Raw genomic sequence first — 24,583 nt, 5'->3', positions numbered from 1 at the left:
GCAGCGTGTCGTAGACAGACGCTATGTTTAGCTTGCTTCCTCATAGAGGTCGCGGACTTGCTAGCGCTATGCTAACGTAATTCGTAATTGAATCGAAAATTACGAACTACGAATTGGTATCTAGTTGATAGCCTTTTTTTTACTATATGGCAGACAAAAAGAACGACTTTTTGAGTATTTCTCCCAGCTTCTTTTCTCAGTTGTTATTTGGGGCATTTTTAACATTTATATTAATAATGACCGGCTCCGCACCAGCCCTAAGTATCTTCTTAGGAATCATGGGCGGTTTCATCCTCAGTTGGATCACCAATGTAACTGATAATAGCCCCCAAGCACCAAATGTAGCCTCCTCTGATGGTGTTGATACAGGACTAAAATACTGGTTATTTTTCATGCTTGGCTTTGTATATTTGGGGTATCCAGCACCCACGAGTATCTTGCTGGGTGGAATAGGCGCTTTAGCTGGAGGCTGGATTACTGCTTGGTGGGGAAGTAAGGAAGAAACTAGAACTCAGTTGCAAGTTGAAGAATTAGAAGAGGGCGAAGTTGAACCAACAAACGAAAGAATCAACAAACGGCAAACAAGAAGAAACACCCGCCGTTACCGTCGCGCTCCTGGAAGTAGTATCAATTTCAAGTTTTGGGAAAGGTAGTAATTTGGGAATTGGGCATTGGGAATTTGGAAGAGGACTTGGGGACAAGGAGAATTGGGGACAAGGGGAAAGACTTGTTTCAAGTTCTCGTTCTCACCTCTTGTCCCCTTGTCCCCTTGTCCCCCTGCTCCCCATTCCCCATTCCCCACTATGTTTTTATATCTTTCCAAATTACTGCCACTATTTTTTTATCCACTAGGATTGGCCTGTGTAAGTTTGGTAGTCGCATTAGTCACCTTGTGGAAACGACCGCGCACCGCCGCGATCGCAATTGCTTTTGCCCTAACTTTGTTACTATTTTGTAGTAACGCTTGGATTGCTAAATCATTAGTGCGATCGCTAGAATGGCAAAATCTCCCATCCACTCAAATACCAGTTGCAGAAGCGATTGTGGTTTTGGGTGGCGCAACTAAATCAGCTTTTCCTCCAAGACCTACCGTCGATTTGAGTGAATCGGGCGATCGCGTGATTTATGCCGCACAACTATATCGCCAAAAAAGAGCGCCTATAATCATTCTTAGCGGGGGCCGCATTGATTGGCGTGGTGGCGGTTCACCAGAGTCGGCAGATATGGCAACAATACTTACATCTATTGGTATTCCATCGGAAGCGATTATTCAGGAACCTGAATCTCTCAATACTTATCAAAATGCTGTAAATGTCCGAAAAATTTTAGAATCTCGTGGGATCAAGCAAGTATTATTAGTTACTTCGGCAATGCACATGCCGCGATCGCTTAACATTTTTCAGCGTCAAGGAATTAATGTTATTCCCGCACCCACAGACTTTTTAGTTAGTCAGGGTGAACTGCAAGAACTTGGTGGCACTCCCAAAGCCGCTATACTAAATTTATTACCTGATACCGACAACTTGCACCAATTTACCAGCGCTTTAAAAGAGTATATTGGTTCTTTAATTTATCGCTTACGCGGTTGGCTTTAATAATGTTATGAGTTAGGAATTATGAGTTATGAGTTATTAATTATAAAATGCGGCAATTGTCTGAATTCCAAAGTTTTAACTTCAAACTCTTAATGACAAATGACAAATGACTAACTAAATTAACTTTATGTCTAAAAACTTACCTTATATTATGCCATCGCCTCAACCCCAAGTTGAGGAAGCTTTTGCTGCTTACCAAACAACTCACCAGTTCTACCACGAAGTTCACTCAAGGTCAGAGTTTCAGCGTTATTGTGAGTGGTATTATACAACAGCAGAGCAGAACCGCCAAGAGCTAAAAAGAATGCGCGGCGAACTGAATATTTTTCAGTGGTTTCGCCGCCAATAAGTGATTTAGATGACTTCTAACTCATTTTCACGTAAATGGGCTTTAAACTTTTTACTAAACTGGACTACAATCGGCAAATTAGCGCTTACGGGTCTGTCTCGCCATTGGGTGGCAATATTGACTACTTCGCCTTCTGTGCCTTTGATGTCAAAAGCCTGATTCCGATGTTCAGGATGATGATACACTACTACCGAATCTTTAACGCGGACGCGATCGCCAACTTTCATAACAACATTTACACCTAGCATTTGCTTTTCCACAAGTATCTGCTACAAAATATATGATTAAATCGGTTAAAATTCTATTTAATCAGCTATTTCTTGACGCTTCACAGGGGTGCGACGGCGCATTGAACCCTCTGCGTCCAGGCACGTCTTAGCAATCCGTGCATAGTTTTCTAACTTTTTTGCCGCGTTAATAAATATTGCCTTCAACCTCTGTTTTGCCCCAAAAACGGGCAAACAAAAGAAAATAAAGCAATACTTCAGATGTGCTTAGTACTTTGGCAAGAGATATAACCCTTTTATTTTCAGGGTAACTGAAAGTTTTCGGGGCATTCTAAAACCCTTCATTTATATAAGGGGTTTTAACATCTGGTCAGGAGAATATTTTACACAATTCCTGGAACAACATGATTAGCGATTCTGCCAAGGAGAGGCTAGGCCAACGCCCCAACCAATCCCAAAAATCCCGAAAAATTCCCTTGAAATTAGTGCTAATTATCCCATTTGTCTTACAAATTGTCGGCGCAGCGGGGCTAGTGGGCTATCTGTCCTACTGAAGCGGGTAATGTCTTAGAAATCTCAGAAACACTCCGATCTGAATCAAACAAGTATCGATTGTACTCATTAATTATTCTAGAGTAACTTGAAGCCAAGATGATTGAGAGCTTCCCGCAAGCGATCGCGTCCTCTCAATGACTCAACAGTTGCGATCCTTTGGGCTGAATGTTCTGACCAATCACCAGGGATATTCATCTTTTGTTCAGTATAGAATTCTTTGATGATCTCGTTGTAGTGAGCGATCGCTTCTTCTTGCTCTGACAATTTATAAGTTTCACGGTGCAACACGGCTGATTGTGGCAATCTTGGCTTAATCGCTGCTTCTACTTCAGGATTTGGATAGCCTACACACAGCCCAAATACAGCATAAACAGAGGAGGGCAAATTCAATATCTCTGCTACCTCTTGCGGGCGGTTCCTGATTCCGCCGATATACACTGTTCCTAAACCGAGTGACTCAGCTGCAACTGCTGCATTCTGCGCCGCCAAAGTTGCATCGATTGTTGCCATCACAAACATTTCCAAGTATTCCAGCGCATCATGAGATATACCGCGACTGTCAGCAACGTAACTTAGACGCGCCAAGTCTGCTAACCAAACCAAGAATAAAGGAACCTGCTTAATATGTGCTTGGTTCCCCGCTAATTTAGATAACTCTTCTTTACGTTCTGGATCTTCAACTGCTACCACACTCCAGGTTTGTAAATTAGAGGAAGTAGATGCAGATTGGGCGGCTGCAATTAACAACTCCAGAGTTCCTGCTGGTAGAGGATCGGATAGATAAGACCGGATGGAACGATGAGATAATAGTGCCGTCAGAGAATCATTCCATTCAATTTCGGGATTGAAGGGAATTTCACCGTAGCGCGATCGCAGTAGTTCTATAGGATTAGTCATAATCAACTCCCAAATTTCCCGATATTTTATTACTAACACCAATTCCATTTGTAGAGGCATACATCTAGACATGGCTATGCCTCTACAGCCAATTTATGATTCTGGTCTAAATCTTTGGTGAGAATGCAGCATATTGCTCTTGCGTTAGCACTCCATCTTTGACATTAACCTGTTTAGGAATCAGCTTCAACTGATAATATGTATCTGCAACCTTTTGTTGTAAAGCTATCAGATTATCATCAATTGGCACAATTCCAAAAGTTCGCCTATTAGTAGCTTTTCTCATTGTTGCTATGTCAATTGCTAGCACAGATGATAGAGTTTGTGCTACCTCTTCTCGATGCTGTTTAGACCATTCTTCTAGGCTTTGAATTTCTTCTAAAACTGCCTTGACAGTTTGGGGATTTTCAGTGACAAATTTACGGGTTCCCAAATAATATCCTCCCTGTTTATTAATTCCTGTCCCATCAATCAGAACTCTGGCTTTAGTTGCCTCTTGAGCGGCTGCATAGAAAGGGTCCCAAATTACCCACGCATCTACACTACCCTTGACAAATGCAGCGCGGGCATCAGCAGGCGGCAAATATTTAGGCTCAATGTCTGTATATTTTAATCCTGCTTTTTCTAAAGCTTGGACTAACAATAAGTGGGCACTAGAACCCTTTTGAAAAGCAACTTTTTTACCTTTCAATTCAGTAAGTTTTTGAATTGAGGAATTCTGGGGAACAAGAATTGCTGAACCAGCAGGACTAGAAGCAATACCAGCGACGTAAGTTAATGATGCTCCTGCTGCTTGGGCAAATATTGGTGGTGATTCTCCTACGTGTCCGAAGTCAATACTACCCACATTCATGGCTTCTAGCAATTGTGGCCCCGCCGGAAATTCGATCCATTCTACAGATATTCCATCTGGTGACAAACGCTTTTCTAAGACACCTTTGTTTCTCAGCAATATATTCGATTTTTGATAGCCAAATCTTAATACTGTGGCTTTACTGGAAGCAGAATTACTAACAGATGTCGCACTAGGATTAGAAGAACTAACAGTCGATGGCGATGAACAGGCAGCAAATAGCACGCTCAGACACAGCCCTGTAACAAAAGCCCCCGTAATTGGCAAAGGAGAAGAAAAGAATAATTTGTGCTGGTTGTTAAATGGGATATTCCTGATTTTTACCCACGATATCCACTTGGCAATGAAACGGCGAAAGATTAGGTTAATCATCAAAATGATTTCTCTGAGCTATATGAATACTATAAACTTATAGGTTTACCGGAGTATATAAATAAATTCAGGTAAATTTGACCAACCTTTGGTCGAGGGAACAGGAATTGTGTTGGACGATGTTTTAAATTCCCGTCCAACACCTGCCCTGTTGCCTGTTGCCTTTAATAAAAAGAATGGAAAGTGGAAAAACTAATACTTCCTTACTTATTATCCTAGTATCAAAAAATATATTACTAATTCAGCAAATCAGGTTCTTCACGTACAATTCTGTCGTAAAGGGGCTGGAAACTGAACCAACCACTTATACGTGACCCCACTTGAGTTTGTGTCAAACGGGCTGTTTCGTGTTTGATAATAGTGGGTCTACCCGCAGCTTCTGCCAGCAGTTGGGCTTGGCACGATCGCTCTAAACTAATGTACCAAAAGGCTGCTTCATCTACCGTCTGTCCCACAGTTAAAATACTGTGGTTACGGAGAATTATGGCTTTCTTTGGCCCCAAGGCTTGCGCCAGTCGTTGACCTTCAGAAGTTTCTAAAACCACACCGGTGAAATCGTCAAACAGGGCATGATCTTCGTAAAAAGCACATGAATCTTGTGTCAAAGGGTCAAGGAGACGACCTAAACTAGACCAGGCTTTACCATAAAGTGAATGAGCGTGAGCCGCCGCGATGACATCAGGTCGAGCTTCATGAATCTGAGAATGGATGGCGAAAGCAGCTCGATTCACTTCAGCATCGCCTTTAACCACCTCACCTTCTCTGTTAACTAATATCAGGTCAGAAACTCGGATATGACCGAAGTATGTTCCTAGTGGATTAACCCAGAAATGATCTGTAAATTCAGGATCGCGAGCCGTAATATGGCCTGCAATTCCTTCGCTGAAACCAAATTTACCAAATAGGCGAAAGGCTGCGGCTAGGCGTTGCTTGCGGTGCAGGCGTTCGTCTTCAACTCGCTCGAATACAGGGATTTGTGGTCTACTATACCTGGACATGTTCTTTTTCCTCTTCCTCTTTGCAGGGAGCGTTGGAATATCCAGAGCGAAAGGATTTGACGCTATGAGATTCTGGGATGAACTGGTGACGCAAGATACAACCAGTATCATTACCCAAAATATGAATAGATACAGATGCGCTCTGGGATGTAGTTTTGACGGCGTGGATATCACCGTCTGGGGGGAGAAGGCGGTAGATATCGCCTGGTTGAAGCGATCGCACTTCAGTTATTTGTAATTGTGCGTGTCCTTCAGTATCGCCGTTATCTACACGGCGGTAGACTGTTTCTTCTTGATTGCCTTTGTATAAACCAATCAATCCCCAGGCTAAATGATCGTGGACGGGAGTCGTAGACCCTGGGGGAATCACCAAACTGAAGACTGACAAAGAACGATCTTTGGCGCGATAAAGTAGCCACTGACCTATACCACCACCCATCTTGCTTTCAGGATTAATTTGGGCAAACTTTTCAGATAGCCATTCCTGTTGGGCAAGCAGTTTTTGAAAATAGGGTTCTAATCTAGCGAGAGTTTGTGTGCGATCGCCAGCAGTGATAGCGCTAATTTCTAACACTGTTGCTACAAAGGATCGTAGTTCCTGACTCTCAATAAACCATTGGTCTTCTGGCAATGGTTCTAAGATAGTGTGGTTCGTCATCTATAAACTCCTCACTTAGGGAGGCGACTAAGATTAACTAATTCGTAATTCGTAGTTAAGAATTCAATTACGAGTAATTTTAATACTAGGGTGAATTTTGAAGCCAAGTTGCTCCAGTTTTAAATTAGATAAAGACTCCTTCAGAATGATAGTAAAGGGATATCGCTGGAATACGGTAGCTTTACCTTGTGACAATAGCAGCCTAGCATGGCTTATGCGTACTGGATACAATGGTTCTTGGTTGGCATTGAGAATGAATACTTTAGTCATGCAATTTTGAAATAAGGTGATTTCTGATGAAAAAAATACCTATGTTGACGAGTTTCGACTTCGCTCAACTCTCGACCGCTCAGTTGGTTGAGCGAAGTCGAAACCAACGGCTATGGTAAATTTATTACTAGAATTCACATAATCAAATTATTTACAGCAGCTTTCAGGTATTTGAGTGCTGAATAGTGGGTAGTTAAATTACTTGAAAAGACTGTGTGTAACTTGGATTTTCAAACACTAAGATTGTTATGCAAAGCTGTACTAAGCAATGACAGCTGCTTGTCGCTCCCGCCGTTGCACTTCTGCCCGGACTAGGGGAATCACATCACGACCGTAAGCGATCGCATCTTCTAATGGATCAAATCCCCGAATCAATAGAGTCGTTACTCCAGCATCATAGTAATCCACAAGGGACTCTGCTACTTGCTCCGGCGTACCAACGAGGGCGGTAGTATTACCATAAGCACCAGTAGCGGCAGCTATTGGAGTCCACAAGCGCTTATCAAAAATTTCGCTTTCTTGGGCAAACTGTAATAAACGACTAGAACCCACTGCTTCGTGACGTGCTGAATTCAAGCTGGGAGCTATCGGCGGTTGATTGTCTGTTTTTGCCGCTCGAATTTCTTTAACACGCGACAGAATTGAATGTGCCCGTTCCCAAGCTTTTGCTTCAGTATCACCTAGAATCGGCCGCAAAGATACACTGAACCGGGGCGATCGCCCCGGTGGTGTTACAGCTTTCACTTCACGTATCCGTTCTTTAATTGCTGCAATGGGTTCTCCCCACATAGCGTACACATCACTGTGCTTTGCACCCACAGGTACTGCTGCACCAGAAGCACCCCCAAAGTACACAGGTATGTGTGGTTGTTGCAGAGGCTTCACATCTGAATAAGCATCTTTCACCCGATAGAATTCGCCCTCATAGTCGAAGGGAGTATCACTAACCCACACTCGGCGCACAATGTCAAGATATTCATCTGTCCGCCGATAGCGAGTATCGTGATCAAGCCAATCACCATCACGTTGTTGTTCAGCATCGCTACCACCTGTAATAATGTGTACGGCGATGCGACCATTAGTAAAATGATCCAAAGTTACTGTCTTGCGTGCAAAAAGCGTAGGAGCCACGAAACCAGGGCGATGAGCGATTAAAAACTTCAACCGTTCTGTTGCAGCCGCCGCAAACGATGCCACAGTTAAGCCATCGGGGCCAGTTGAACCATAACCAACCAGCACGCGATCAAAGCCACCATTTTCATGTGCTTGAGCAAATTTGCGAACATAAGCAGCATCTATAGAACCGCCCGTGATTGCAACTCTTGGCCCATCTAACTCAGATATTTGTCGCGTTCCAATCATTCCAATAAATTCAATTGGCATGGTGCATCTCTTTTTACATTGGGAATTGGGAATTGTTCTCCATTTATCTTTTCTACTTAAATAGTTGGAGGTAAGAAGACATAGTGAAATTTCTGTTTCGGAATATTCTTTTTTCCAATACTTTTAATAACAGATCCTTGCCTGCACCAGCTAGATTAACAGCAAAATTTTTACATACAAATAGGGCAGGTTTACTCATAGAGGAATCGCTATGCATTGATCCGGATAGCGCTAATTAATAAGCTATGAAGGTATTTGATTGAGTGTTGTGGCAATAAAAATAATAACTTTTTGAACTGGGCCAACAACTTTTTTTTACTCCTTTGATTAAAGAAAAGATAAGAATGAGAGTCTAAAAGTAAACTCCAGCACTCTCGTTCTTACCACTCACTAGGGATTTTCAAGGATAGATCAGGCAATCTTGTGAAGTAATCTCACAATAATTCGTTGGATAGGTTTATTGTGCAGTTTTTTAGCTGTGATATTGACTTCTGCAAGTACGGCAAATCGGTCGGATAACCGTTGAATCAACTACAAGCAAAAATTATCACATACAAATTAAAAAAGCAATGGGCTAGCCCTTTCAAAGTGAGTAAAAATTTTGGTCAATAAATTCCTCTTTAAGCTCTATACTCTGTGTCCTCTGCGCCTCTGCGGTTTAAAAGTATTTTTTTAACCACAGAGGCGCTGAGAGCGCTGAGAAAAGATAAGAGATTTTACGAGTCACCTTGAAAGGGCTACTGTTAGGGCAGACAAAGCTATACTTTGATTCTTGAGAGTTCCGTCAAAAGGGCGTAATTGCTTTTAAATACAAGGTTTTTTTTAACTGTGGATGCTCAAAATGAAGTTCTCTAGCGTGTAGATGTAAGCGACTGGTAACTGCATCGCATCCATAAAGGCGATCGCCTAAAATAGCAATCCCAAGTCCTCGCACATCAGCCGCATGAACCCTCAATTGATGGGTGCGTCCTGTTAGCGGTGTAAATTCTACGCGGGTGTAATCTTGTTCTCTCGATATTACCTGGAAGTTTGTCAAGCTGGGTTTACCGTTTTGCCAATCAACTTTTTGATAAGGGCGATTTTCAGGATCTCCCCACAATGGCAAGTCAATTACACCTTGTTCAGCTACCACAACACCTGAAAGTATGGCTTCATAAACCTTGTGAACCTGACGTTGCTGAAACTGCTGGCTGAGTTGCCGATGGGTTTGGCGATCGCGTGCTAATAACAAAATCCCAGAAGTTTCCTGATCTAGGCGATGCACAGATGCAAGCGCCATACCATCTGGTAACAGATGACGTAAGCGACTCAAAACACTATCTTGGCGATCGCGATAACGGCCAGGTACCGAAAGTAATCCAGCAGGTTTGTTTACAGCAATTAACCATTCGTCTTCATAAATAACGGGTAAAGTAACCTCTCCCCCTTCCCTCGTAGGGAAGGGGGCTGGGGGGTTAGGTCTTAACCCTGAGAGCAAAAACCCCATCAATGGCTGACATCGTTCAATACACGCGCCATAAAATTCTCCCGGAATTTTATCTTGATTTACTGAAGATGCACCCCACCAAAACTCTGCCATTGCTAGTGGCTTTAAATTATGTGTTGCCGCATAATGCAGTAACTTTGGGGCGCAACAATCACCTGTGCCAGTGGGCGAACCTCCCGGCATCAATTGCTGTAATGATAGCGATCGCCCGGAAAAATTAGTCAGGCTATAGGTAGCCTGCATCTGAGCTTGTAATTCACGGGATAGGGCTTTACGCTGTTGTTTCAGTTCGCTAATTCGCGCATCCGTTGCTGCTATGAAACGCTGGAGAGGCTGTAATACTTCATTTTGCTGGCGTTTAAGTTGTCGTCGCTCAATTCCCTGCTGACGACTTTCTTCATCGAGTTGTTCAATGGCGATCGCAAGTGCTTCTGGAGGGAGTGTATTGCAGATTTGTTGACGTTTTTCCTGTCGTTGGTGTTTGCAATGACGATGGCGATCGCTCATTTCTTGCAACTGTCGCTCAAATTCATCAGATAGGGTTTCATACTGCTGACGTTCGGTTAGTTGCTTCAAACAAAGAATTTCCTGTTTAATCTTATCCAACTCAGCTAAAGTGCGGGCTTCCTCTAAAGCAACTTCGTCTCGTCCTGGAATTGGTGGAACCCAACCTGTAACCAAACTGCAACCATTCAAAAGACCGGAAAAGGCTTTCAGCACCCGTTGTTCGCCATTAGGAAGTTCAACCAACAGTACTCCATACATCTTACCTTCACGAGAATAACAGTCATTCTTTGCAAGTTGTTGCATGAGTCCGTGAGCGATCGCTTCGGACATTGAGGTGCGGGGTAATCTTAAGCGATGTCTACGACTGGCTACGCCTACGCCACTTTCAAGACAATGCCCTTCGTACCAATAACTCGGAGATAAATCGCTGACAGCAAAATCGCAGTCGATGAAATCTGAAAGTGCGTGCAGAACTACCATACAGCGTTTATAGGAGAATTTTAACTAGCAAAGACAAAATTTATATTTAATTTTGAGAAGTCAACGGTAAGGAACTTGTTATTATCCAAATTTAACGAAGGAATCAATGTAGACAGTTTACTAGTTACATCAGATAATTGATCAATTACACTATCAGGAACATTGCTTATGTATATATCAGAAGCACCACCGAATATTGTCTCTAATTGTACTGGAGCTAGCCCGTACAAAAATATTTCTACATCAATAGAATGTAAGTCAGAAATTACTATTTTAGCCATTGTATTACTTTTTTGAATCAGATTTTTTTGATTTCAACATTGCAAATTGTTCTCTGATTATTTACCAGCAGTCAGAGTCCAACAATCATTAATTGAGTCAAAAATCCTCTTGTTTCGGTACATCTTGTTTTTTGAGGAGTTGGTTTGACTCTTCAATTTTTACACTATCAACTATACTTTCAATAGTTCTTGCATGAAGCTTTTATGTTGAAAAAATATTTTATATAAAGATTTAATAAAAAAATTAGCTGTATGTATAAATTTTCAGGACATAATCAAATTAGTTTTGTCTTAAAATTAACTGTCAAAAGTGAGATATTTAAACTTATATAGTCTAAGATAATGACTTGCTATTTATCATTAAATACTATGCTGTATAAGGACTTTCTGCATTTTAACTGTGCTATATACAGATGTACAGAAAGAATTACACTAGCGATGAATATATAAATCATTTATCACTTATATCGTATTAATTATTTCTCGGTAGTTTGACAACGTAGATTAAAAACTACTAGATAAAAAGCTAATATTTTGAGACAAAAAAAAGTCAAATATGTCTTAATAGAGCCTAAACAAAAAATAAATTAAAATAGGTTATAGTACTTTACTAGCTAGCTTTCACGTCAAGAGAACTTCAATATGAAAAAGACAACCTTTACAGCCATGCCGCTAGTGTAAACGCATCTAAAGGCTAATAATCCTTTCATAGTAAAGGTTTGCGAGTTTTAGAATTTAGCCAATTTTTTCATCAAGATTCTTATCCAGCAAGGGTTTTAAAAATCTTGTGAGTTCTCCCTAATCAGTACTTTAGTTCTTTGCTTGAAGGTAAACAAGATCCCAAATTTGAGAAAAAACTAAATTGGTCGTCGAATTAATAGTTTTTTCTTAACTCCTAGAGATTTTAAAAATCAGATTACACCGATTTTGATTAATCATGTAAAATGAAATTGCATTTATATTTTGAAAGGAAATAAAACCATGCCAAAAATAGTAGTTTTAAGTTTACACTATATTAGTGTAAAGGCATTGCAAGACAATCTAAGTCCTACAGAAGTATCTACTGTATGGGGAGGTTCTCCGTACATTTATATATCCAATAACAGTGACTCCGTAAATATAAATAGCACAGGTACAGGAGACATTAAACATGTAGGTACAGGTGGCTATAGCATTAATGATAGTAAGTTCAACACCATAGACTATTCAAGGTCAAATTACAATAATTTTGGTGTAATGTACGTAGGTTCGATGGGGCACTAAGGCAAACGCATTTAAGAGGATGTTTGAACAGTTATCTTTTCAGTATCAAAAGTTTTAGATACCTCTGAATCCCCCTTGCTAAGGGTGACTTTAATTCCGGTTCCTCTCACTTAAAAAGCTACGGTGTACATACAATTCTTTTAGAATTGCCCCAAAGGTTTTAGATCCCCCACCCCCTTTTTAAGGGCGGTAATAAATGTCAAAATCCCCCTTAATAAAGGAAGATTTAGGAGGATCACGCGATGTTTTGCTTCGTGTGTATAGATGTGTGTACTTCGTAGCCTAAAAAGATAGATTAAGGGGCATATAGTGACAGTTAAACACTTTTCAATAAAATCCTGAACCACCAAATAGTCTAATGGCTAAAATAGTAATTTTTAACCTTTGCCTAGATGATGTAGAAACATTTTGCAATCCCCTGTATCTAGTGCAACTAGATACTATATTTGGGGGAGTTGATAACGTCTACATTAAGAACTTTAGTGATAGTGTAAATATTGGAGCAAGTGGCTCAAGCACTACAAATGAAGGTGCAAATTCTTATAACTTCCGCGACAATAAGATTTACACTATAGACTATTCAAGATCGAACTATAATTGGCTTCTTGTCCTGATGCAACTATAAAGTTAGTAGCGTCGCTGCCTGTTCTTCTCAAACCATTACCTTCTAAGTTAATTAATTTGCAGAGCAAAAAATGGCTCATAAAATCGAGATTGAATCTATCATAGGGCGATCTCCATTTTACTTGAGGCGATCGCCTCAAGTAAAAAAGAGATAGAGTTAGTGCGGATACTGTGGTGATTGAGTCTACAAATTTGAGCGTCGATGAGTCTCTGTTAATAGGTGAATCTTTCCTATCCGAAAGCGTTCAGACGACATCAGACGGACAACAAGCCAAATAATTTTCCTGAAAAACAACATGACTTTAAATTTGCATTTTTGGCACTGGTAGACATGTCTGACTCGGTACGTTCGACTGTAGCGCCAGCAATTGCCGAGGTTACACTGCTGATATTTGGGTTGTGATGTTAACCAGCAGGAATAGATGAATCACTCTCTGGTGGATTGTCTTGTGTTGGTGGAAGCGGTTGTTCAGATGCGTTATCTTCTATAGTTGTAAATTCTGCCTCTTTTGTCATACCATGTTGCTCTTGCCCTCTAAGCCCAAGATATGTTGCAGCACTGATTCCTTGTAGTGTCAAAAGTGTTTCATCAAATTCCGGCATTGCCAGATTTTTAATGACCTCCCAAACAAAGAAAAGCCCAATCGCAACTGTCCAAATAAATGTTTGGAAGCGGTGAAAGTTGACTCCATTAATATCCGATAATATATCATAGAAAAAACCTTCAGAAATGCGTTGACTACCTTTTTTATTTCTCTCATTACCCTGCCCATCAATTAAGGAAGTACCAAACGCAGTGATAGAATTGATTCCCAATAATATTAGTGATTGTTGAGTCAAAATATTAGTATAATCCCCTGTTATTCCATAGATAATCAGGTAAGAGCCAAAAATGAGAAATGTCCAAAAAGCAAGTTGAGATATCGATAAACTGAACGGGTTTTTGTTTAGTTTTTTTCTACCAAGAAAAAATTGAGCAATTCGGGTTTTTCGATCTTCTTTTTCAAGTTCCGCCTTTTCTGGAATCAACAGTTCTTGGCCACCAATCACCTCTTTTTTAGAGTAAACCCCTTCTATTCCAGGGCTACGAAGAGTGCTTCGGCAATATCTAATGAATATTAATATAATAGACAGCACTAGAAGCAGACACAGCCAAAATCGCCACGATAACAGAACTATTTTTAATTGAGGAGGTGATAGAGGATTGCTCACCGGAATCGCCAGTTTTCTGGGACAGCCTACCCCCGCGATTACGTTAATACTGTATCTATTTGCCTGACTAAGAAGCGTATTCCATGCAGCTTGAGATGAATCGGTACGTTCAAGCCGAAAAGCTAACCAATTATCATCAACAATTTTTTGTTGATCTTTACCCGGAACCATGACGATGACTGGTTCTCCGTGAACATCCTCTAGTTCATAACCATCCAGGTACAACACTAATTGTCGAGGATCAAATGAATTGCTGGCATTAGCCGTTGTATTTTTGATGGCTGCTGATAATCCTTCAACTCTTACCCGGATGCGATCGCCCATCTTAACTAGATTACGACCATTGTCGGCAATGACTTGTTGAGTTTTCAGACCAGGAGGCACTGAACATATCTGAGGCGATGCAAAATTTACAGAAGGGCCATCTGAACTATTTTGAGCAATTACTGCAAAGTTGATAGAAACAATCAACAGAAAGACCAACAGAAAAATAGCAGTAAATCTTTTAACATTTTTATACATCGCTCGGTATTCCACCAACAGTGATTACTATGTCGGTAGTGTAACCATACTTGAGTCATTCCGTATATTAAAAAATTTGTCTGAAAAATAATACCTCTGGCAAAGAGAGAATCAAGACAAAGGAACCGGCACTTTTGTCTTTTTATGTGATTGCATGGCGGCAGTCACGCATCATAAAAGGTATTTATTATTACTGGTGTGTAGGCAACCTCTTTGGATTAAGGGGAAAAGGTTTGAATTTACCCCTTCCCCAAGCGATATGTTGCCAAATTTAAACCGTCAATGTAAAACCCTTGAATGTCGCATCCAGAATATTATTACCTAGAAGCTTAACTTGAATTCCTCCAATGACTACCGTCATAACTGCCTCAGATACTTCGCGTTCTTCAACTTGATTGTCAGGCTGTAAGTCAACAATTGCGATCTTGGACATATTTTTTTGCTTAATATTTTCTAAATTCCAGCAAAATTTTCATCTAATTAACTAACAAGCTCATCAACCAAAAGTTATAAGTCCAATGTTTCCAAGTTTTTTAAATAGACATTAGTGTTATTCAAATATAAAGCTAAGGAAGGTCAAAATTATGGCTGGTACATGTGGACTCACGCTAGGCAAATACGCACCTCTCCACAAAGGGCATCAATTGGTAATTGAAACTGCTTTAGCAGAGATGGATGAAGTGCTGGTGATGATTTACGAGTGTCCAGAGGTGACTGCGATTCCTTTAACCGTTCGAGCTAACTGGCTGCGGAAAATTTATCCTCAAATCCAGGTGATTGAAGCTTGGGATGGCCCAACTGAGGTTGGGGACACTCCTGAGATTAAGAAAATGCACGAAGATTACATCCTGAAACAACTGGAATCAAAAAAAATTACCCACTTTTACTGTAGTGAATTTTACGGTGAACACGTAAGCCAGGCACTAGGAGCAGTTAATCGACTTGTGGATTGCGATCGCAAAACTTTTCCAATTTCAGGAACGCAAGTCAGAAAAGACACTTACGCAATGCGGGAGTATTTACATCCTGATGTATACCGCGATCTGATCGCTAACATTGTTTTTCTAGGCGCTCCTTCAACTGGTAAAACTACTATTGCATCACAATTAGCTAAAGAGTACAACACTGTATGGATGCCGGAGTACGGGCGCGAGTATTGGGAAAAAAATCAAATCAACAGACGACTTTCGCTCTTGCAACTTGTGGAGATTGCCAAAGGGCATTTAGAACGTGAAGAAGCCTTATTATTGCAAGCAAACCAGTACTTATTTACAGATACTAATGCCTTGACAACCTATCAATTCTCGTTGTATTACCACAAAACTGTTGCCCTAGAGTTAGCAGAACTTGCCCATCAAGCCATATCGCGCTATGATTTAGTATTTTTTTGTGATCTAGATATACCCTACGATGATACCTGGGATCGCTCTGGAGAAGCAAACCGTAGCATATTTCAAAAACAAATTGAGAGCGATTTAATTGTGAGAAAAATTCCATTTTTTCGCTTGTCTGGCGATCTTAATACACGTATTAGTATTGTTAAAAAAGTATTGTCTTGTTACCAGAAGTATGCCAACTTAGGAGAGATGTTTTTCAATAAAATTATTTTATAAAGTGCATTAATATGCTGGAATTTTGGAGCGTAAATACTATAGCTTTCAATCTGATAGGATATCCCATGAGCTACATAGAACTCTTGGGAACGGTCTTTTATTTATGGTCGGCGTGGCTAATTTCTCAAAGAAAAATTCTGACTTGGCCTGTTGGAATAGTAAGTGTATTGCTATATATGGCACTTTTCTATCAAATCCGTTTGTATTCAGATTTTTTAGAACAAATCTACTATTTAGTTGTTAGTGTATATGGCTGGTGGCGATGGAGTACACCTGATTATGGTAAAGTTTTGCTGATTCGATATAGTCCACCGCGTAAAATTGTTTTGATTGCGGCAATCACAGTAGCAATTTCGTTTGTAACAGGAGCTTTTATGAGTCAAATTCACCTATTACTCCCTGCAATATTTCTAGAAAAAGCTTCTTTTCCTTACTTAGATGCACTCACAACAATCATGAGTTTTACTGCTATGTGGCTCATGGTGCAAAAAAGGATTGAAAGCTGGTATTACTGGATCATCGTTGATGTTATTGGTATTTGGTTGTACTACGTTAAAGAAGTTAAATTTATTGCTTTTCTTTATGTAATTTTGCTATTCATAGCAATTAACGGTTCAATATCTTGGCTAAAGACAGCTAAAATACAGGATTAAAAACCCCTGCATATCTTATCTAACTCCAGCTTATCGATATTTTTAGATTTTTCTAACTGAGTTCTGATTCTGAGAGTTGTCAGCAATGGAAACTGTGCAGTGATATTAAATTCAATAGCTAAGGGATAAGCATTTACTAGGATAAATCAATAGTTTTGTCTTTATCTTTTTTAGCAGTATCAATATTACCTTGCAAGTCAGCTTCTCCAAGATGAAATCCTCTTCTATCAAAAACTTCTAAATGAGCAGCTTTCCCCTCATGCAAATTGTCTACATACCAATACCATGATGTAGTCAATTCACAGTACATAAATCTTCCATCATACCTAAATGATGTTTTTCTAAATCTTGTCGTATCTCGTAAAAGCGTTTGTTCATCACGTGGCGGTTTAGTAGCATCTAGAGAATATTCTAGTGAGCTTAGATTTAATTTATTTTCTAACCAATATTCTAGTGCTTGTTTACTATCAACACCATCTATATATATCTGATTGTCTTCTAAATTATTTTTAATAACTGTAATTAAACAACAGTTAATAATATATGGGTGAGTGATTTGAAAACTAGAATTAATAAAGTTAACTAACAGGTATTCTTTATTGCTGTTTTGATTTTTTCGTTCAGCTACTTCTGCTACAGAAGTATCACAAACATTTTTATAATCATTGTCAATAGTTAAGCAATCAAATAAATCTTCTGAAGAATGTAACTGTTCTGTACGCCATATTTTGGGATTTGACTTATTGAAGACGATATTAATAAAAGCAGTTCTCAAAGATTTATCTTTCAGTTGATTAAGACTAACATTGAAATTAGCTCCTTTGATTGCTTCATAGTTAACATATATATTACTATCTTCTTTATAAAGTTCTTTATCTTTAATTCTTTGATTGATTAATTCAAAAATAGAGTTAAAAATTTTTATAGCATCCCGGAATTCTACCTCCGTCATAAACTGTCCTTCTAGGGATACTTCGTTAATAAATATTTCCATTACTTACATTCCAAAAAGCCTAGAGAAATCTTTATCCATTTGGTCAAAAAATCCTTCTGGCCATTCTTCAATTCCTCCATTTGATTGGACAGGAATTTGCACTACTGGCTGTTCTGGATTTCGCTGGAAATATAATATACTTAAATCTTCTGGAGTGACAATTTTATCAAGAACGGCTATCCGCAAGGCATTTAATATGTGGTCGCTATGTGATTCAATAAAAACTTGTACCCCACAACTGCTCACTCTGGCTAAAAATTGGGCTAATCGAGATTGCGCTCTTGGATGCAGATGCGCTTCAGGATTTTCTACTATTAATACTTCTCCTTCTTTTGCAACCAATCCTGAAACAACAATAGGTAAAATGCAATGGTATCCAAATCCAACGTTAGCTGGTTTAAAACGGTCTTTTGAGTTATTCGTATTAAATAAAACTTCGAGTCTATTACTGTCAGAACTAGGAATTTCTACTTTCGCTCCATTAAAAATTTCGTTAAGCCATTCTTCTGTTTGAGTATATAAAGTCTTGGCATCTTGACCTAGACATAAATTTTCGTTGATTAATTCACCTCTCTTTTTATAGAGTAAGTTCACTGTAAATTCTCCTTTGGCTCCTACATTCGGAAATTTGTTCAAAGTAGTTTTAGAATAAGATTCTTGTGGCCCTAAACGATCTGCTGAAATGTAATGTATTTTATAAAAATGCAAGGATTTATGCAGTGAATATACATCCAAAGTGAGGCTGTGTTTTTCTGGAGGTTTAGAATCATATCCCCCACCATCGAAAGGTAATAAATTAAGAAGACCACAAAAGCCTTTTCTTTCCTCTGGTAAACCTACAAATTTACCTCGTTTTATTTCATGAAAATCAAATCTATTTATATTAAATATATTTGAATCTTCAATCTTTTTGTATACTCCTTCAAATTCATAATCAGATTGTATTTTATTAATATCTATAACAGCTTTATCAGAAAAAGTAATATTACTTGTCTGAGCTACCATATCATCTTCAAAATTTTCCTCAAAATCATATTCTGCATAGCCGTGAAGCTTGAGATTATCTTCTTGATTAGGATTCAGAATATGTTTATCTTCATAATGGTATATAAATTTGATTGATTTATTTCTCGAAATAGTACTATTTTTAATATCTATAAAACTACCTAAGTTGACACAACTACCATTTAATACAACTTGAGACGCACTATCATTATGCTCAATAGATTGCCTCATTAATAGCAAAGACTGAAGAAGCGTAGACTTCCCACATCCATTTATTCCTGTCAACAGAGTTATTTGACCTAATAAAAAAGATGTTCTTTCTTTGAAAACTTTAAAATTTTCTAATTCTATTTGTGTTATCATGAGACATTTCCTAAAACTTCTTGTGCAAGTTTAAATCTAGTAATTACCTTAGCTTTACTACTTGTAGCATATCTTACAGCATCAATATATTCTGGAATTTGTAATAACTTATCAAAGTTATCTTGAATATTTTTTTTATAGCTTTGTAAAAAGTCATCACTATTAATTGATAAAAAGTATGAAACAGATTCAAAAATAGCAATATTTATTCTTCCTCTCCTTTCTGGTGTAGGTAAACGGAAGTTTCTTTTACCAAAGAATTCAAAACTTAAATTCATAACTCTCATAAAATCATTTTTTAAACCTTCTATTTCTTCTTCTGTCATTAGGTTAATTTTTTTCATTACATTATCCAAAAAATCGCTTAATTTTCCCTGATATTCTGTTTCATAATCGAAAATTTTAAATGCTAAGTAGCGCAAAACAGCTTCCCTATCTTTCATTCTTTTTGGAGATATTCCATAATCAATAGCTTTTTTAAAATAGTCTGCTTCTGATAATTCTTTGAGGAGTTTAGTAGATTTTCCTGAATAAATACCATTTCGGACTTCTTGTCGTTCAAGATATGTTCCACCCGTATTAATTCTATTAAAAATATCGTAAACAACTTTTGCTGGTACAGAAGGTTTAATAATGTGTATATAAAGTTTTTTGTCTTCTATTCTCGTTTGATAGTCACCTGGTAACTCTTTGAGTTTTGAAAAATTATATCCATTCAAATCTATTAAAGCTTCTAAGCCTATTAAGTTAAATTCATCATTAACAAATTCGTGTAATGTGGATATTCTTTGTAGCCCGTCTACAATAATATACTTACCTTCTAAAGTTTGATTCACATACAAAGGAGGTAATGGAAAGTTAAGTATTACAGATTCAATAAATTGACTTTTGTTTTCTGGTGTCCAAACTAAATTACGTTGAAAATCAGGATCAATAATCAATTTATTATTATCATATTTTCTCATTAACTCGAAAACCGTTTGAAGGTCTCCTCTGATGTCAATATCTGCTTGAGTTGGGTCATAAGGATACAACCCCCCATTATCACTTCTATCTTCTTCAGCAGTATCTTCATCTTTTTCAATTACATCACTATCTTGTACTTCATCAATATCCATTTATTTTTACTCCTTTTGTTAGCTGATATATGCGATATAGTTGGGACTCACAGTGGATCTTAAAGCACCTGATAATTTGATTATGACATCTCCTAGCCGCCCAGAATAACCTCTTGTTATATCCACTACAGCCTAAGTTAAACTTTTGCCAAATCTCCAACTTACTTCAAACAATCTTTGTCACTTAACTCAGCAACCGCAAACAGTACGTGTAGCTCATTTTTATATGTATATTTTACATCCCGACTACGGTAATAACCTTACTTTTGGTGCGTTACGCTTCGCGGTAATACACCCTACTGGCGTGTCAAGGCTAAAATGTTGTAATAGAAAAATTGAGTTATGTTTGTAAAAACTCAATTTTTCCCAGATTTGTAATGCACTATTTTAGCCTTGACACGCCACTATAAAAGTGTTCTTAAACAGCATTTATTCTTTGCAAACCAGTGTAAATATTAAATCGTTCTCCCCGCAGAAATCCAATTAAGGTAATCCCGAATTCTTTGGCTACAGATACCGCCAAACTACTGGGAGCAGAAACAGAACAAACAATGGGAACTCCAGCAGTTGTAGACTTTTGCAAAATTTCAAAACTTGAGCGTCCACTGACCAGGACAATACAATTATTTAAAGGCAATTCGTCACTGAGAAAAGCTGTACCAATCAATTTATCCAAAGCATTGTGTCGTCCAACATCCTCCCACAAGTTTAACAAATTACCTTGAGTATCGAAGATAGCCGCAGCGTGCAAACCTCCTGTAGCCGTGAAGATACCTTGAGCAGCCTGGAGTTTATCAGGTAGGCTGTATATGATCTCAGGTGTTACCGTCGGGCCAGAAGGAATCACTGGACATCCTCGCAGACGCAAAGCCTCAAGGCTAGCTTTACCACACACCCCACAGGCGCTACTAGTATAAAAATGACGCTCCAAAGGCTGTAAATCTGGAATCAACCCATCCCGCAATTCTACATTTACAATATTATGGCGTTGCTCACCATCTACTAATTCATCAACACAGTAGCTGATACGTCGGATATCTTCTCTGCGGCTAACGACTCCTTCACTGTAGAGGAAACCAGCTGCTAGTTCAAAATCTGCACCTGGTGTCCGCATTGTTACAGCTACCGTCTTCTGGAAAGGAACAAGACGAATTTCTAAAGGTTCCTCAGTAGTGAGATGATCTAAACGAGGCCGTACTTGACCTTTTTCCACTACCCAAACAGTAGCTTTGGTTTTGCTTTTAGTTGGCATTGTCAAATTTATGTAAGAGTTGGTAAATCGAAATTTTGATACTAATCTGGGAATAGAGTAATGCTATTTGTATATCAGATGTCTCTTTGATTCTCACTAACTACTTTGTGCAGTCGATCTAAATCGGGTAGGTTTCTATTTAGGAAGTAAAATGAACCTAATATTTTTGGCTTTTAGAAAAACTTTATTTGCAATAGTCTTCGTGATTTCCCTTGGTTTTGCAGGATATCTAGTGAGTAATAACATTAGTCAAAGAGTAATTGAAAAATCTTTTGCTAAACAAGTCATATCTACCTCCACCGTTGGAAAAAGTTCTCAGCTACAGACACTTTTAGATGAGATAGTTGCAGAAGAAAAAATACCCGGTGCAGTAATGTATATTTCTACACCTAACGGTTATTGGGTGGGAGCCTCTGGTGTCAATAACTTGTCAACTAAAACTCGGATGAAACCCACAGATGGCTTTTCCATTGCCAGTATGAGTAAAACTTTTATGGCGGTGGTTGTGCTGAAATTAGTCGAGCAAAGGAAGATCGAATTAGATCGCGCGATCGCAACCTACTTACCAAGAGACATCACTCCTCATATTGTCAACAGCGACAAAATTACAGTTCGTCAACTACTCAACCATACCAGTGGTGTTGCTGAATACCTTAATACAAAAGAGTTTATTCAAGCTACTGCCAAAAGAAGCCGCTCACAGCCTTGGACAGCCAGAGAAGCTATTCAGTATATGTACCAGGAACAACCGCAGGCAAATCCTGGAGAAAAATTTATTTATACTGATTGCAACTACATTCTTTTAGAACTGATCGTTGAAAATATAACTAGGGAAACTCTCGCACAAGCAATCCGCAGTCAGATTTTAAAACCATTAGGATTAAAACACACCTTTACAGAATTGCGCGAACCGACAATTGGAGAAGTAGCTACAGGTTATAGCGATCGCAATAAGGATGGTAAGCTAGATAGCGACGCCGAAGTGAATGATGGCAACGGTTTAGGAGATGGTGGATTGGTTTCAACAGCAGAGGATTTAACCAAGTTTACTAAAGCGTTATTTGTCAAAAAAAGCTTACTTTCCTCGAAGATGATGAAAGAAATGCTGAAATTTAAAGATAATGGCAAAAGCTATAGTTATGGGTTAGGTGTAGAACGGTTCTCATCTCCTTTGGAAACAGCAATTGGCCATAGTGGTATAGCTTATGGCTTCACAACATTGCTGGCATATCTCCCCAATCAAAATACCACTATAGTAGTGCTGCTAAACGATCAGGGTGTTGATATTAAATCAATAGCTAGGACAGGTTTAGAGGTTATTAGTAATAAATAATAAATAAGTTTGCACAATAAAATCAAACTATGTAAAGAAAAATGAACTAGCTAAAACCCTTATACTTATTACCTATTTAATTAAGTGCCTTGGCGATCGCAGTGCCAAGTTGATGTAATGTTTTCTCCCGGACAAAATCGGCGGCTGCCCGTGCTGACTCTGCCAAGATTGTATCGGTGTTAGGAGTCAATTTCAGCGCACCCCCCAAGTATCCCAATGCCTTGCAATAAGAATCGGATAAATTAGTCGAAGCCAAGCGCTTTACAGTCTGATGATCGGAGCGACGAAATGCATCTAACGCCTGGGCGTGTAAATCCGACTCAGGAGTTCCTAAAACAGCAAGAATTGCATCGACAGCTTGATTTACCCGTTCTATTGTCAGTTCTTGCGTTTGCACTGTTTGCACCATTGTCCGCGCATCCCCTAAACAAAACTTTCGGCTGACTTATCTTAGTATTTTTTAGTCTCGGTGATGCGAAAAGAATTATTGTTGCACTATTTCTTAGCATTTGACTAAGTAATAATGCTGTTTTTGGTCTGGAGATTGGGGTTTTGCCCTAAGCCGCCTACGGCGGGTGGTTACGCAATCGCTCTTTGTGGGGCATTGAGATCACAATTTATGCAAGAAAATGTCACCGCATAGGGTAAGGCATTCAGCGATGAAGGCGGCGCTTGATGTCACAGGCGGAAATATCAGAAAGGTGCAAAATTTGAGCCGCGAATTTTCCTGCAATGACTTTTAGGTAATGGGCTTGTCGATTTGGAGGTCTGCCAGAAACTCGATGAGCAGTCTGTTTACTTCGACTGGGCGTTCTTGTTGAATCCAATGACCAGCACCAGGCAGCAATACCTTTTGTCTCAGATTGGGCACGTTCTGCTCCAGGGTATCGAATGCTTCACGGTACATTACGATCACTGCATCTGCTTCTCCCGCCACAAACAATGCCGGCTGGCGAAGCTTTGCGCCGCAAAGAAACGGTGTTAGTTCCCACATAGAATCTATGTTGCGATACCAGTTCAACCCGCCCCGGAAACCAGTCCGCTCAAATTCCAAAGTGAAAAAGTCGATATCCTGGTCTGTTAACCAAGGGGGAAGCTGCTCCGGTACAGAAGAAGTATTCAGTAGTTTCTCAGACTTACTGAACAGGAAACGCCAGCGTTTTTCTGGTGGTGGATCTCCTGAGGCAGAGTAGAGGATTGTACGTATGGTGGCGCGAACATCAGACTCAAGTTCCGCCTCAGCTTTACCTGGTTCTTGGAAGTATAGTTGATAGAATTCCTGCTCACCAGCCATCAACTTCATTGCTTGTGTCGGTCGAATGTTTGACGAAGTGCGGGGTCGATAGGGCACACTCAGCAGGGAGATAGCGTGGAAGATGTCTGGACGGAGTAGGGCACAATGCCAGGCAACCACGGCACCCCAATCGTGTCCAACAATGATTGCTTGCTCCTCACCCAGCGCATGAACCAGACCAACAATATCACCGACCAACTGGAAAATATGGTATGCCTCAATTGGTTCCGGTTGGTCAGTCTGCCCATAACCGCGCTGGTCAGGTGCTACTGCATGGAATCCTGCTGAAGCTAATGCCGATAACTGATGTCGCCAGGAGTACCAACTTTCCGGGAAGCCGTGACACAAGACTACCAGTGGTCCCTGACCCTGTTCGGCAATATGCATCTTGATGCCGTTGGTCTCGACTTCACGGTGAGTTACTGA

The 24,583-nt window shown here is 39.4% G+C and carries 25 protein-coding genes; 7 read left to right on the top strand and 18 right to left on the bottom strand.

The annotated features are described in order from the left end of the window. Positions 1-146 precede the first annotated feature (146 nt). The 3 genes from ACFFRD_RS23625 to ACFFRD_RS23615 all read left to right on the top strand — a co-directional run bounded on the left by ACFFRD_RS23625 (position 147) and on the right by ACFFRD_RS23615 (position 1,944). Complete coding sequence (locus ACFFRD_RS23625) at positions 147-653, top strand: hypothetical protein (RefSeq protein WP_114084845.1); 507 nt, start codon at positions 147-149, stop codon at positions 651-653. Between the two features lie 150 nt (positions 654-803). Continuing rightward, positions 804-1,595, top strand: coding sequence for a YdcF family protein (locus ACFFRD_RS23620; protein ID WP_392477810.1), 792 nt, complete (start codon positions 804-806; stop codon positions 1,593-1,595). A 127-nt stretch (positions 1,596-1,722) separates the two neighbouring features. Next, entirely contained in the window at positions 1,723-1,944 is a 222-nt protein-coding gene (locus ACFFRD_RS23615) for a hypothetical protein (RefSeq protein ID WP_392477809.1), read from the top strand. A gap of 5 nt (positions 1,945-1,949) precedes the next feature. Here ACFFRD_RS23615 and ACFFRD_RS23610 read toward each other — a convergent pair whose 3' ends face one another. The 4 genes from ACFFRD_RS23610 to ACFFRD_RS23595 form a co-directional block, all read right to left on the bottom strand. Then, positions 1,950-2,171: a ferredoxin-thioredoxin reductase variable chain gene (locus ACFFRD_RS23610; protein ID WP_179075401.1), complete on the bottom strand. Its 222-nt coding sequence runs from the start codon at positions 2,169-2,171 to the stop codon at positions 1,950-1,952. Positions 2,172-2,249: 78 nt separating this feature from the next. Then, complete coding sequence (locus tag ACFFRD_RS23605) at positions 2,250-2,378, bottom strand: hypothetical protein (protein ID WP_280884917.1); 129 nt, start codon at positions 2,376-2,378, stop codon at positions 2,250-2,252. A gap of 423 nt (positions 2,379-2,801) precedes the next feature. Next, positions 2,802-3,623: an NADPH-dependent oxidoreductase gene (locus ACFFRD_RS23600; protein ID WP_392483156.1), complete on the bottom strand. Its 822-nt coding sequence runs from the start codon at positions 3,621-3,623 to the stop codon at positions 2,802-2,804. Between the two features lie 106 nt (positions 3,624-3,729). Continuing rightward, the gene (locus tag ACFFRD_RS23595) at positions 3,730-4,701 is read right to left on the bottom strand and encodes a sulfonate ABC transporter substrate-binding protein (RefSeq protein ID WP_392483154.1); all 972 of its coding nucleotides are present in this window, start codon (positions 4,699-4,701) and stop codon (positions 3,730-3,732) included. On the opposite strand from ACFFRD_RS23595, the gene ACFFRD_RS23590 reads away from it, so the two are divergent. Then, a complete protein-coding gene (locus tag ACFFRD_RS23590; RefSeq protein ID WP_392483260.1) occupies positions 4,610-4,891 on the top strand; it encodes a hypothetical protein in 282 nt (93 codons plus the stop codon). The genes ACFFRD_RS23595 and ACFFRD_RS23590 overlap by 92 nt on opposite strands. A 193-nt stretch (positions 4,892-5,084) precedes the next feature. On the opposite strand, the gene ACFFRD_RS23585 is transcribed toward ACFFRD_RS23590, so the two are convergent. From ACFFRD_RS23585 to ACFFRD_RS23550, 8 genes are all read right to left on the bottom strand, one after another. Then, positions 5,085-5,846, bottom strand: a complete 762-nt coding sequence (locus ACFFRD_RS23585; protein WP_392477806.1) for a class II aldolase/adducin family protein — start codon at positions 5,844-5,846, stop codon at positions 5,085-5,087. Then, complete coding sequence (locus ACFFRD_RS23580; protein ID WP_392477804.1) at positions 5,833-6,504, bottom strand: hypothetical protein; 672 nt, start codon at positions 6,502-6,504, stop codon at positions 5,833-5,835. The genes ACFFRD_RS23585 and ACFFRD_RS23580 overlap by 14 nt, the downstream gene beginning before the upstream one ends. Positions 6,505-6,567: 63 nt before the next feature. Next, positions 6,568-6,774, bottom strand: a complete 207-nt coding sequence (locus ACFFRD_RS23575; protein ID WP_114084839.1) for an RRXRR domain-containing protein — start codon at positions 6,772-6,774, stop codon at positions 6,568-6,570. 261 nt (positions 6,775-7,035) lie between these two features. After that, positions 7,036-8,157, bottom strand: coding sequence for an LLM class flavin-dependent oxidoreductase (locus ACFFRD_RS23570; RefSeq protein ID WP_392477801.1), 1,122 nt, complete (start codon positions 8,155-8,157; stop codon positions 7,036-7,038). 784 nt (positions 8,158-8,941) lie between these two features. Further along, positions 8,942-10,630, bottom strand: coding sequence for a pseudouridine synthase (locus ACFFRD_RS23565; RefSeq protein WP_392477799.1), 1,689 nt, complete (start codon positions 10,628-10,630; stop codon positions 8,942-8,944). Positions 10,631-10,650: 20 nt separating this feature from the next. Further along, positions 10,651-10,911, bottom strand: a complete 261-nt coding sequence (locus ACFFRD_RS23560) for a hypothetical protein (RefSeq protein WP_392477797.1) — start codon at positions 10,909-10,911, stop codon at positions 10,651-10,653. A gap of 2,292 nt (positions 10,912-13,203) precedes the next feature. Next, entirely contained in the window at positions 13,204-14,532 is a 1,329-nt protein-coding gene (locus ACFFRD_RS23555; RefSeq protein ID WP_392477795.1) for a hypothetical protein, read from the bottom strand. 271 nt (positions 14,533-14,803) lie between these two features. Further along, positions 14,804-14,965, bottom strand: a complete 162-nt coding sequence (locus tag ACFFRD_RS23550) for a hypothetical protein (RefSeq protein ID WP_159402582.1) — start codon at positions 14,963-14,965, stop codon at positions 14,804-14,806. A gap of 151 nt (positions 14,966-15,116) precedes the next feature. Between ACFFRD_RS23550 and ACFFRD_RS23545 the strand changes: the two genes are divergently transcribed. Both ACFFRD_RS23545 and pnuC read left to right on the top strand, forming a co-directional pair. Further along, the gene (locus tag ACFFRD_RS23545; RefSeq protein WP_392477793.1) at positions 15,117-16,145 is read left to right on the top strand and encodes an AAA family ATPase; all 1,029 of its coding nucleotides are present in this window, start codon (positions 15,117-15,119) and stop codon (positions 16,143-16,145) included. Positions 16,146-16,210: 65 nt separating this feature from the next. Further along, complete coding sequence (gene pnuC / locus ACFFRD_RS23540; protein WP_392477791.1) at positions 16,211-16,798, top strand: nicotinamide riboside transporter PnuC; 588 nt, start codon at positions 16,211-16,213, stop codon at positions 16,796-16,798. Between the two features lie 136 nt (positions 16,799-16,934). Here the strand turns inward: pnuC and ACFFRD_RS23535 are convergent, their stop codons facing one another. The 4 genes from ACFFRD_RS23535 to fdhD all read right to left on the bottom strand — a co-directional run bounded on the left by ACFFRD_RS23535 (position 16,935) and on the right by fdhD (position 21,530). Then, positions 16,935-17,792, bottom strand: coding sequence for a hypothetical protein (locus ACFFRD_RS23535; RefSeq protein WP_392477789.1), 858 nt, complete (start codon positions 17,790-17,792; stop codon positions 16,935-16,937). Positions 17,793-17,795: 3 nt separating this feature from the next. Beyond that, complete coding sequence (locus tag ACFFRD_RS23530) at positions 17,796-19,160, bottom strand: DUF3696 domain-containing protein (protein ID WP_392477788.1); 1,365 nt, start codon at positions 19,158-19,160, stop codon at positions 17,796-17,798. Further along, entirely contained in the window at positions 19,157-20,278 is a 1,122-nt protein-coding gene (locus ACFFRD_RS23525; RefSeq protein ID WP_392477786.1) for a DUF262 domain-containing protein, read from the bottom strand. Before ACFFRD_RS23525 ends, ACFFRD_RS23530 begins: the two co-directional genes overlap by 4 nt. 418 nt (positions 20,279-20,696) lie before the next feature. Next, on the bottom strand, positions 20,697-21,530 hold the full coding sequence (gene fdhD / locus ACFFRD_RS23520; RefSeq protein ID WP_392477784.1) for a formate dehydrogenase accessory sulfurtransferase FdhD: 834 nt from the start codon (positions 21,528-21,530) through the stop codon (positions 20,697-20,699). A gap of 151 nt (positions 21,531-21,681) precedes the next feature. Here fdhD and ACFFRD_RS23515 point away from each other — a divergent pair, with 151 nt between their 5' ends. Next, the gene (locus ACFFRD_RS23515) at positions 21,682-22,863 is read left to right on the top strand and encodes a serine hydrolase domain-containing protein (RefSeq protein WP_392477782.1); all 1,182 of its coding nucleotides are present in this window, start codon (positions 21,682-21,684) and stop codon (positions 22,861-22,863) included. Between the two features lie 76 nt (positions 22,864-22,939). Here the strand turns inward: ACFFRD_RS23515 and ACFFRD_RS23510 are convergent, their stop codons facing one another. Together ACFFRD_RS23510 and ACFFRD_RS23505 are read right to left on the bottom strand one after the other, a co-directional pair. Beyond that, positions 22,940-23,272 carry a hypothetical protein gene (locus ACFFRD_RS23510; RefSeq protein ID WP_190961253.1) on the bottom strand — a complete coding sequence of 111 codons (333 nt, stop codon included), beginning with the start codon at positions 23,270-23,272 and terminating at the stop codon, positions 22,940-22,942. A gap of 330 nt (positions 23,273-23,602) precedes the next feature. Then, complete coding sequence (locus tag ACFFRD_RS23505; protein ID WP_392477780.1) at positions 23,603-24,544, bottom strand: alpha/beta fold hydrolase; 942 nt, start codon at positions 24,542-24,544, stop codon at positions 23,603-23,605. Positions 24,545-24,583: the final 39 nt, after the last annotated feature.

This window comes from Nostoc sp. C110, assembly GCF_043099725.1.
GTDB classification, from domain to species: Bacteria; Cyanobacteriota; Cyanobacteriia; order Cyanobacteriales; family Nostocaceae; genus Nostoc; species Nostoc muscorum_A.
The sequence above is the reverse complement of the archived record's forward strand: the minus strand, read 5'-3'. Positions and strand labels throughout refer to the sequence as shown.

Coding starts and splice junctions, on each gene's coding strand:
- ACFFRD_RS23625 (WP_114084845.1), top strand. CDS start 147: ATGGCAGACAAAAAGAACGACTTTTTGAGTATTTCTCCCAGCTTCTTT.
- ACFFRD_RS23610 (WP_179075401.1), bottom strand. CDS start 2,171: ATGAAAGTTGGCGATCGCGTCCGCGTTAAAGATTCGGTAGTAGTGTAT.
- ACFFRD_RS23535 (WP_392477789.1), bottom strand. CDS start 17,792: ATGGAAATATTTATTAACGAAGTATCCCTAGAAGGACAGTTTATGACG.
- ACFFRD_RS23555 (WP_392477795.1), bottom strand. CDS start 14,532: ATGTATAAAAATGTTAAAAGATTTACTGCTATTTTTCTGTTGGTCTTT.
- ACFFRD_RS23550 (WP_159402582.1), bottom strand. CDS start 14,965: ATGTCCAAGATCGCAATTGTTGACTTACAGCCTGACAATCAAGTTGAA.
- ACFFRD_RS23510 (WP_190961253.1), bottom strand. CDS start 23,272: ATGGTGCAAACAGTGCAAACGCAAGAACTGACAATAGAACGGGTAAAT.
- ACFFRD_RS23600 (WP_392483156.1), bottom strand. CDS start 3,623: ATGACTAATCCTATAGAACTACTGCGATCGCGCTACGGTGAAATTCCC.
- ACFFRD_RS23565 (WP_392477799.1), bottom strand. CDS start 10,630: ATGGTAGTTCTGCACGCACTTTCAGATTTCATCGACTGCGATTTTGCT.
- ACFFRD_RS23615 (WP_392477809.1), top strand. CDS start 1,723: ATGTCTAAAAACTTACCTTATATTATGCCATCGCCTCAACCCCAAGTT.
- pnuC (WP_392477791.1), top strand. CDS start 16,211: ATGAGCTACATAGAACTCTTGGGAACGGTCTTTTATTTATGGTCGGCG.
- ACFFRD_RS23575 (WP_114084839.1), bottom strand. CDS start 6,774: ATGACTAAAGTATTCATTCTCAATGCCAACCAAGAACCATTGTATCCA.
- ACFFRD_RS23525 (WP_392477786.1), bottom strand. CDS start 20,278: ATGGATATTGATGAAGTACAAGATAGTGATGTAATTGAAAAAGATGAA.
- ACFFRD_RS23585 (WP_392477806.1), bottom strand. CDS start 5,846: ATGTCCAGGTATAGTAGACCACAAATCCCTGTATTCGAGCGAGTTGAA.
- fdhD (WP_392477784.1), bottom strand. CDS start 21,530: ATGCCAACTAAAAGCAAAACCAAAGCTACTGTTTGGGTAGTGGAAAAA.
- ACFFRD_RS23570 (WP_392477801.1), bottom strand. CDS start 8,157: ATGCCAATTGAATTTATTGGAATGATTGGAACGCGACAAATATCTGAG.
- ACFFRD_RS23545 (WP_392477793.1), top strand. CDS start 15,117: ATGGCTGGTACATGTGGACTCACGCTAGGCAAATACGCACCTCTCCAC.
- ACFFRD_RS23620 (WP_392477810.1), top strand. CDS start 804: ATGTTTTTATATCTTTCCAAATTACTGCCACTATTTTTTTATCCACTA.
- ACFFRD_RS23560 (WP_392477797.1), bottom strand. CDS start 10,911: ATGGCTAAAATAGTAATTTCTGACTTACATTCTATTGATGTAGAAATA.
- ACFFRD_RS23515 (WP_392477782.1), top strand. CDS start 21,682: ATGAACCTAATATTTTTGGCTTTTAGAAAAACTTTATTTGCAATAGTC.
- ACFFRD_RS23580 (WP_392477804.1), bottom strand. CDS start 6,504: ATGACGAACCACACTATCTTAGAACCATTGCCAGAAGACCAATGGTTT.
- ACFFRD_RS23505 (WP_392477780.1), bottom strand. CDS start 24,544: ATGCATATTGCCGAACAGGGTCAGGGACCACTGGTAGTCTTGTGTCAC.
- ACFFRD_RS23530 (WP_392477788.1), bottom strand. CDS start 19,160: ATGATAACACAAATAGAATTAGAAAATTTTAAAGTTTTCAAAGAAAGA.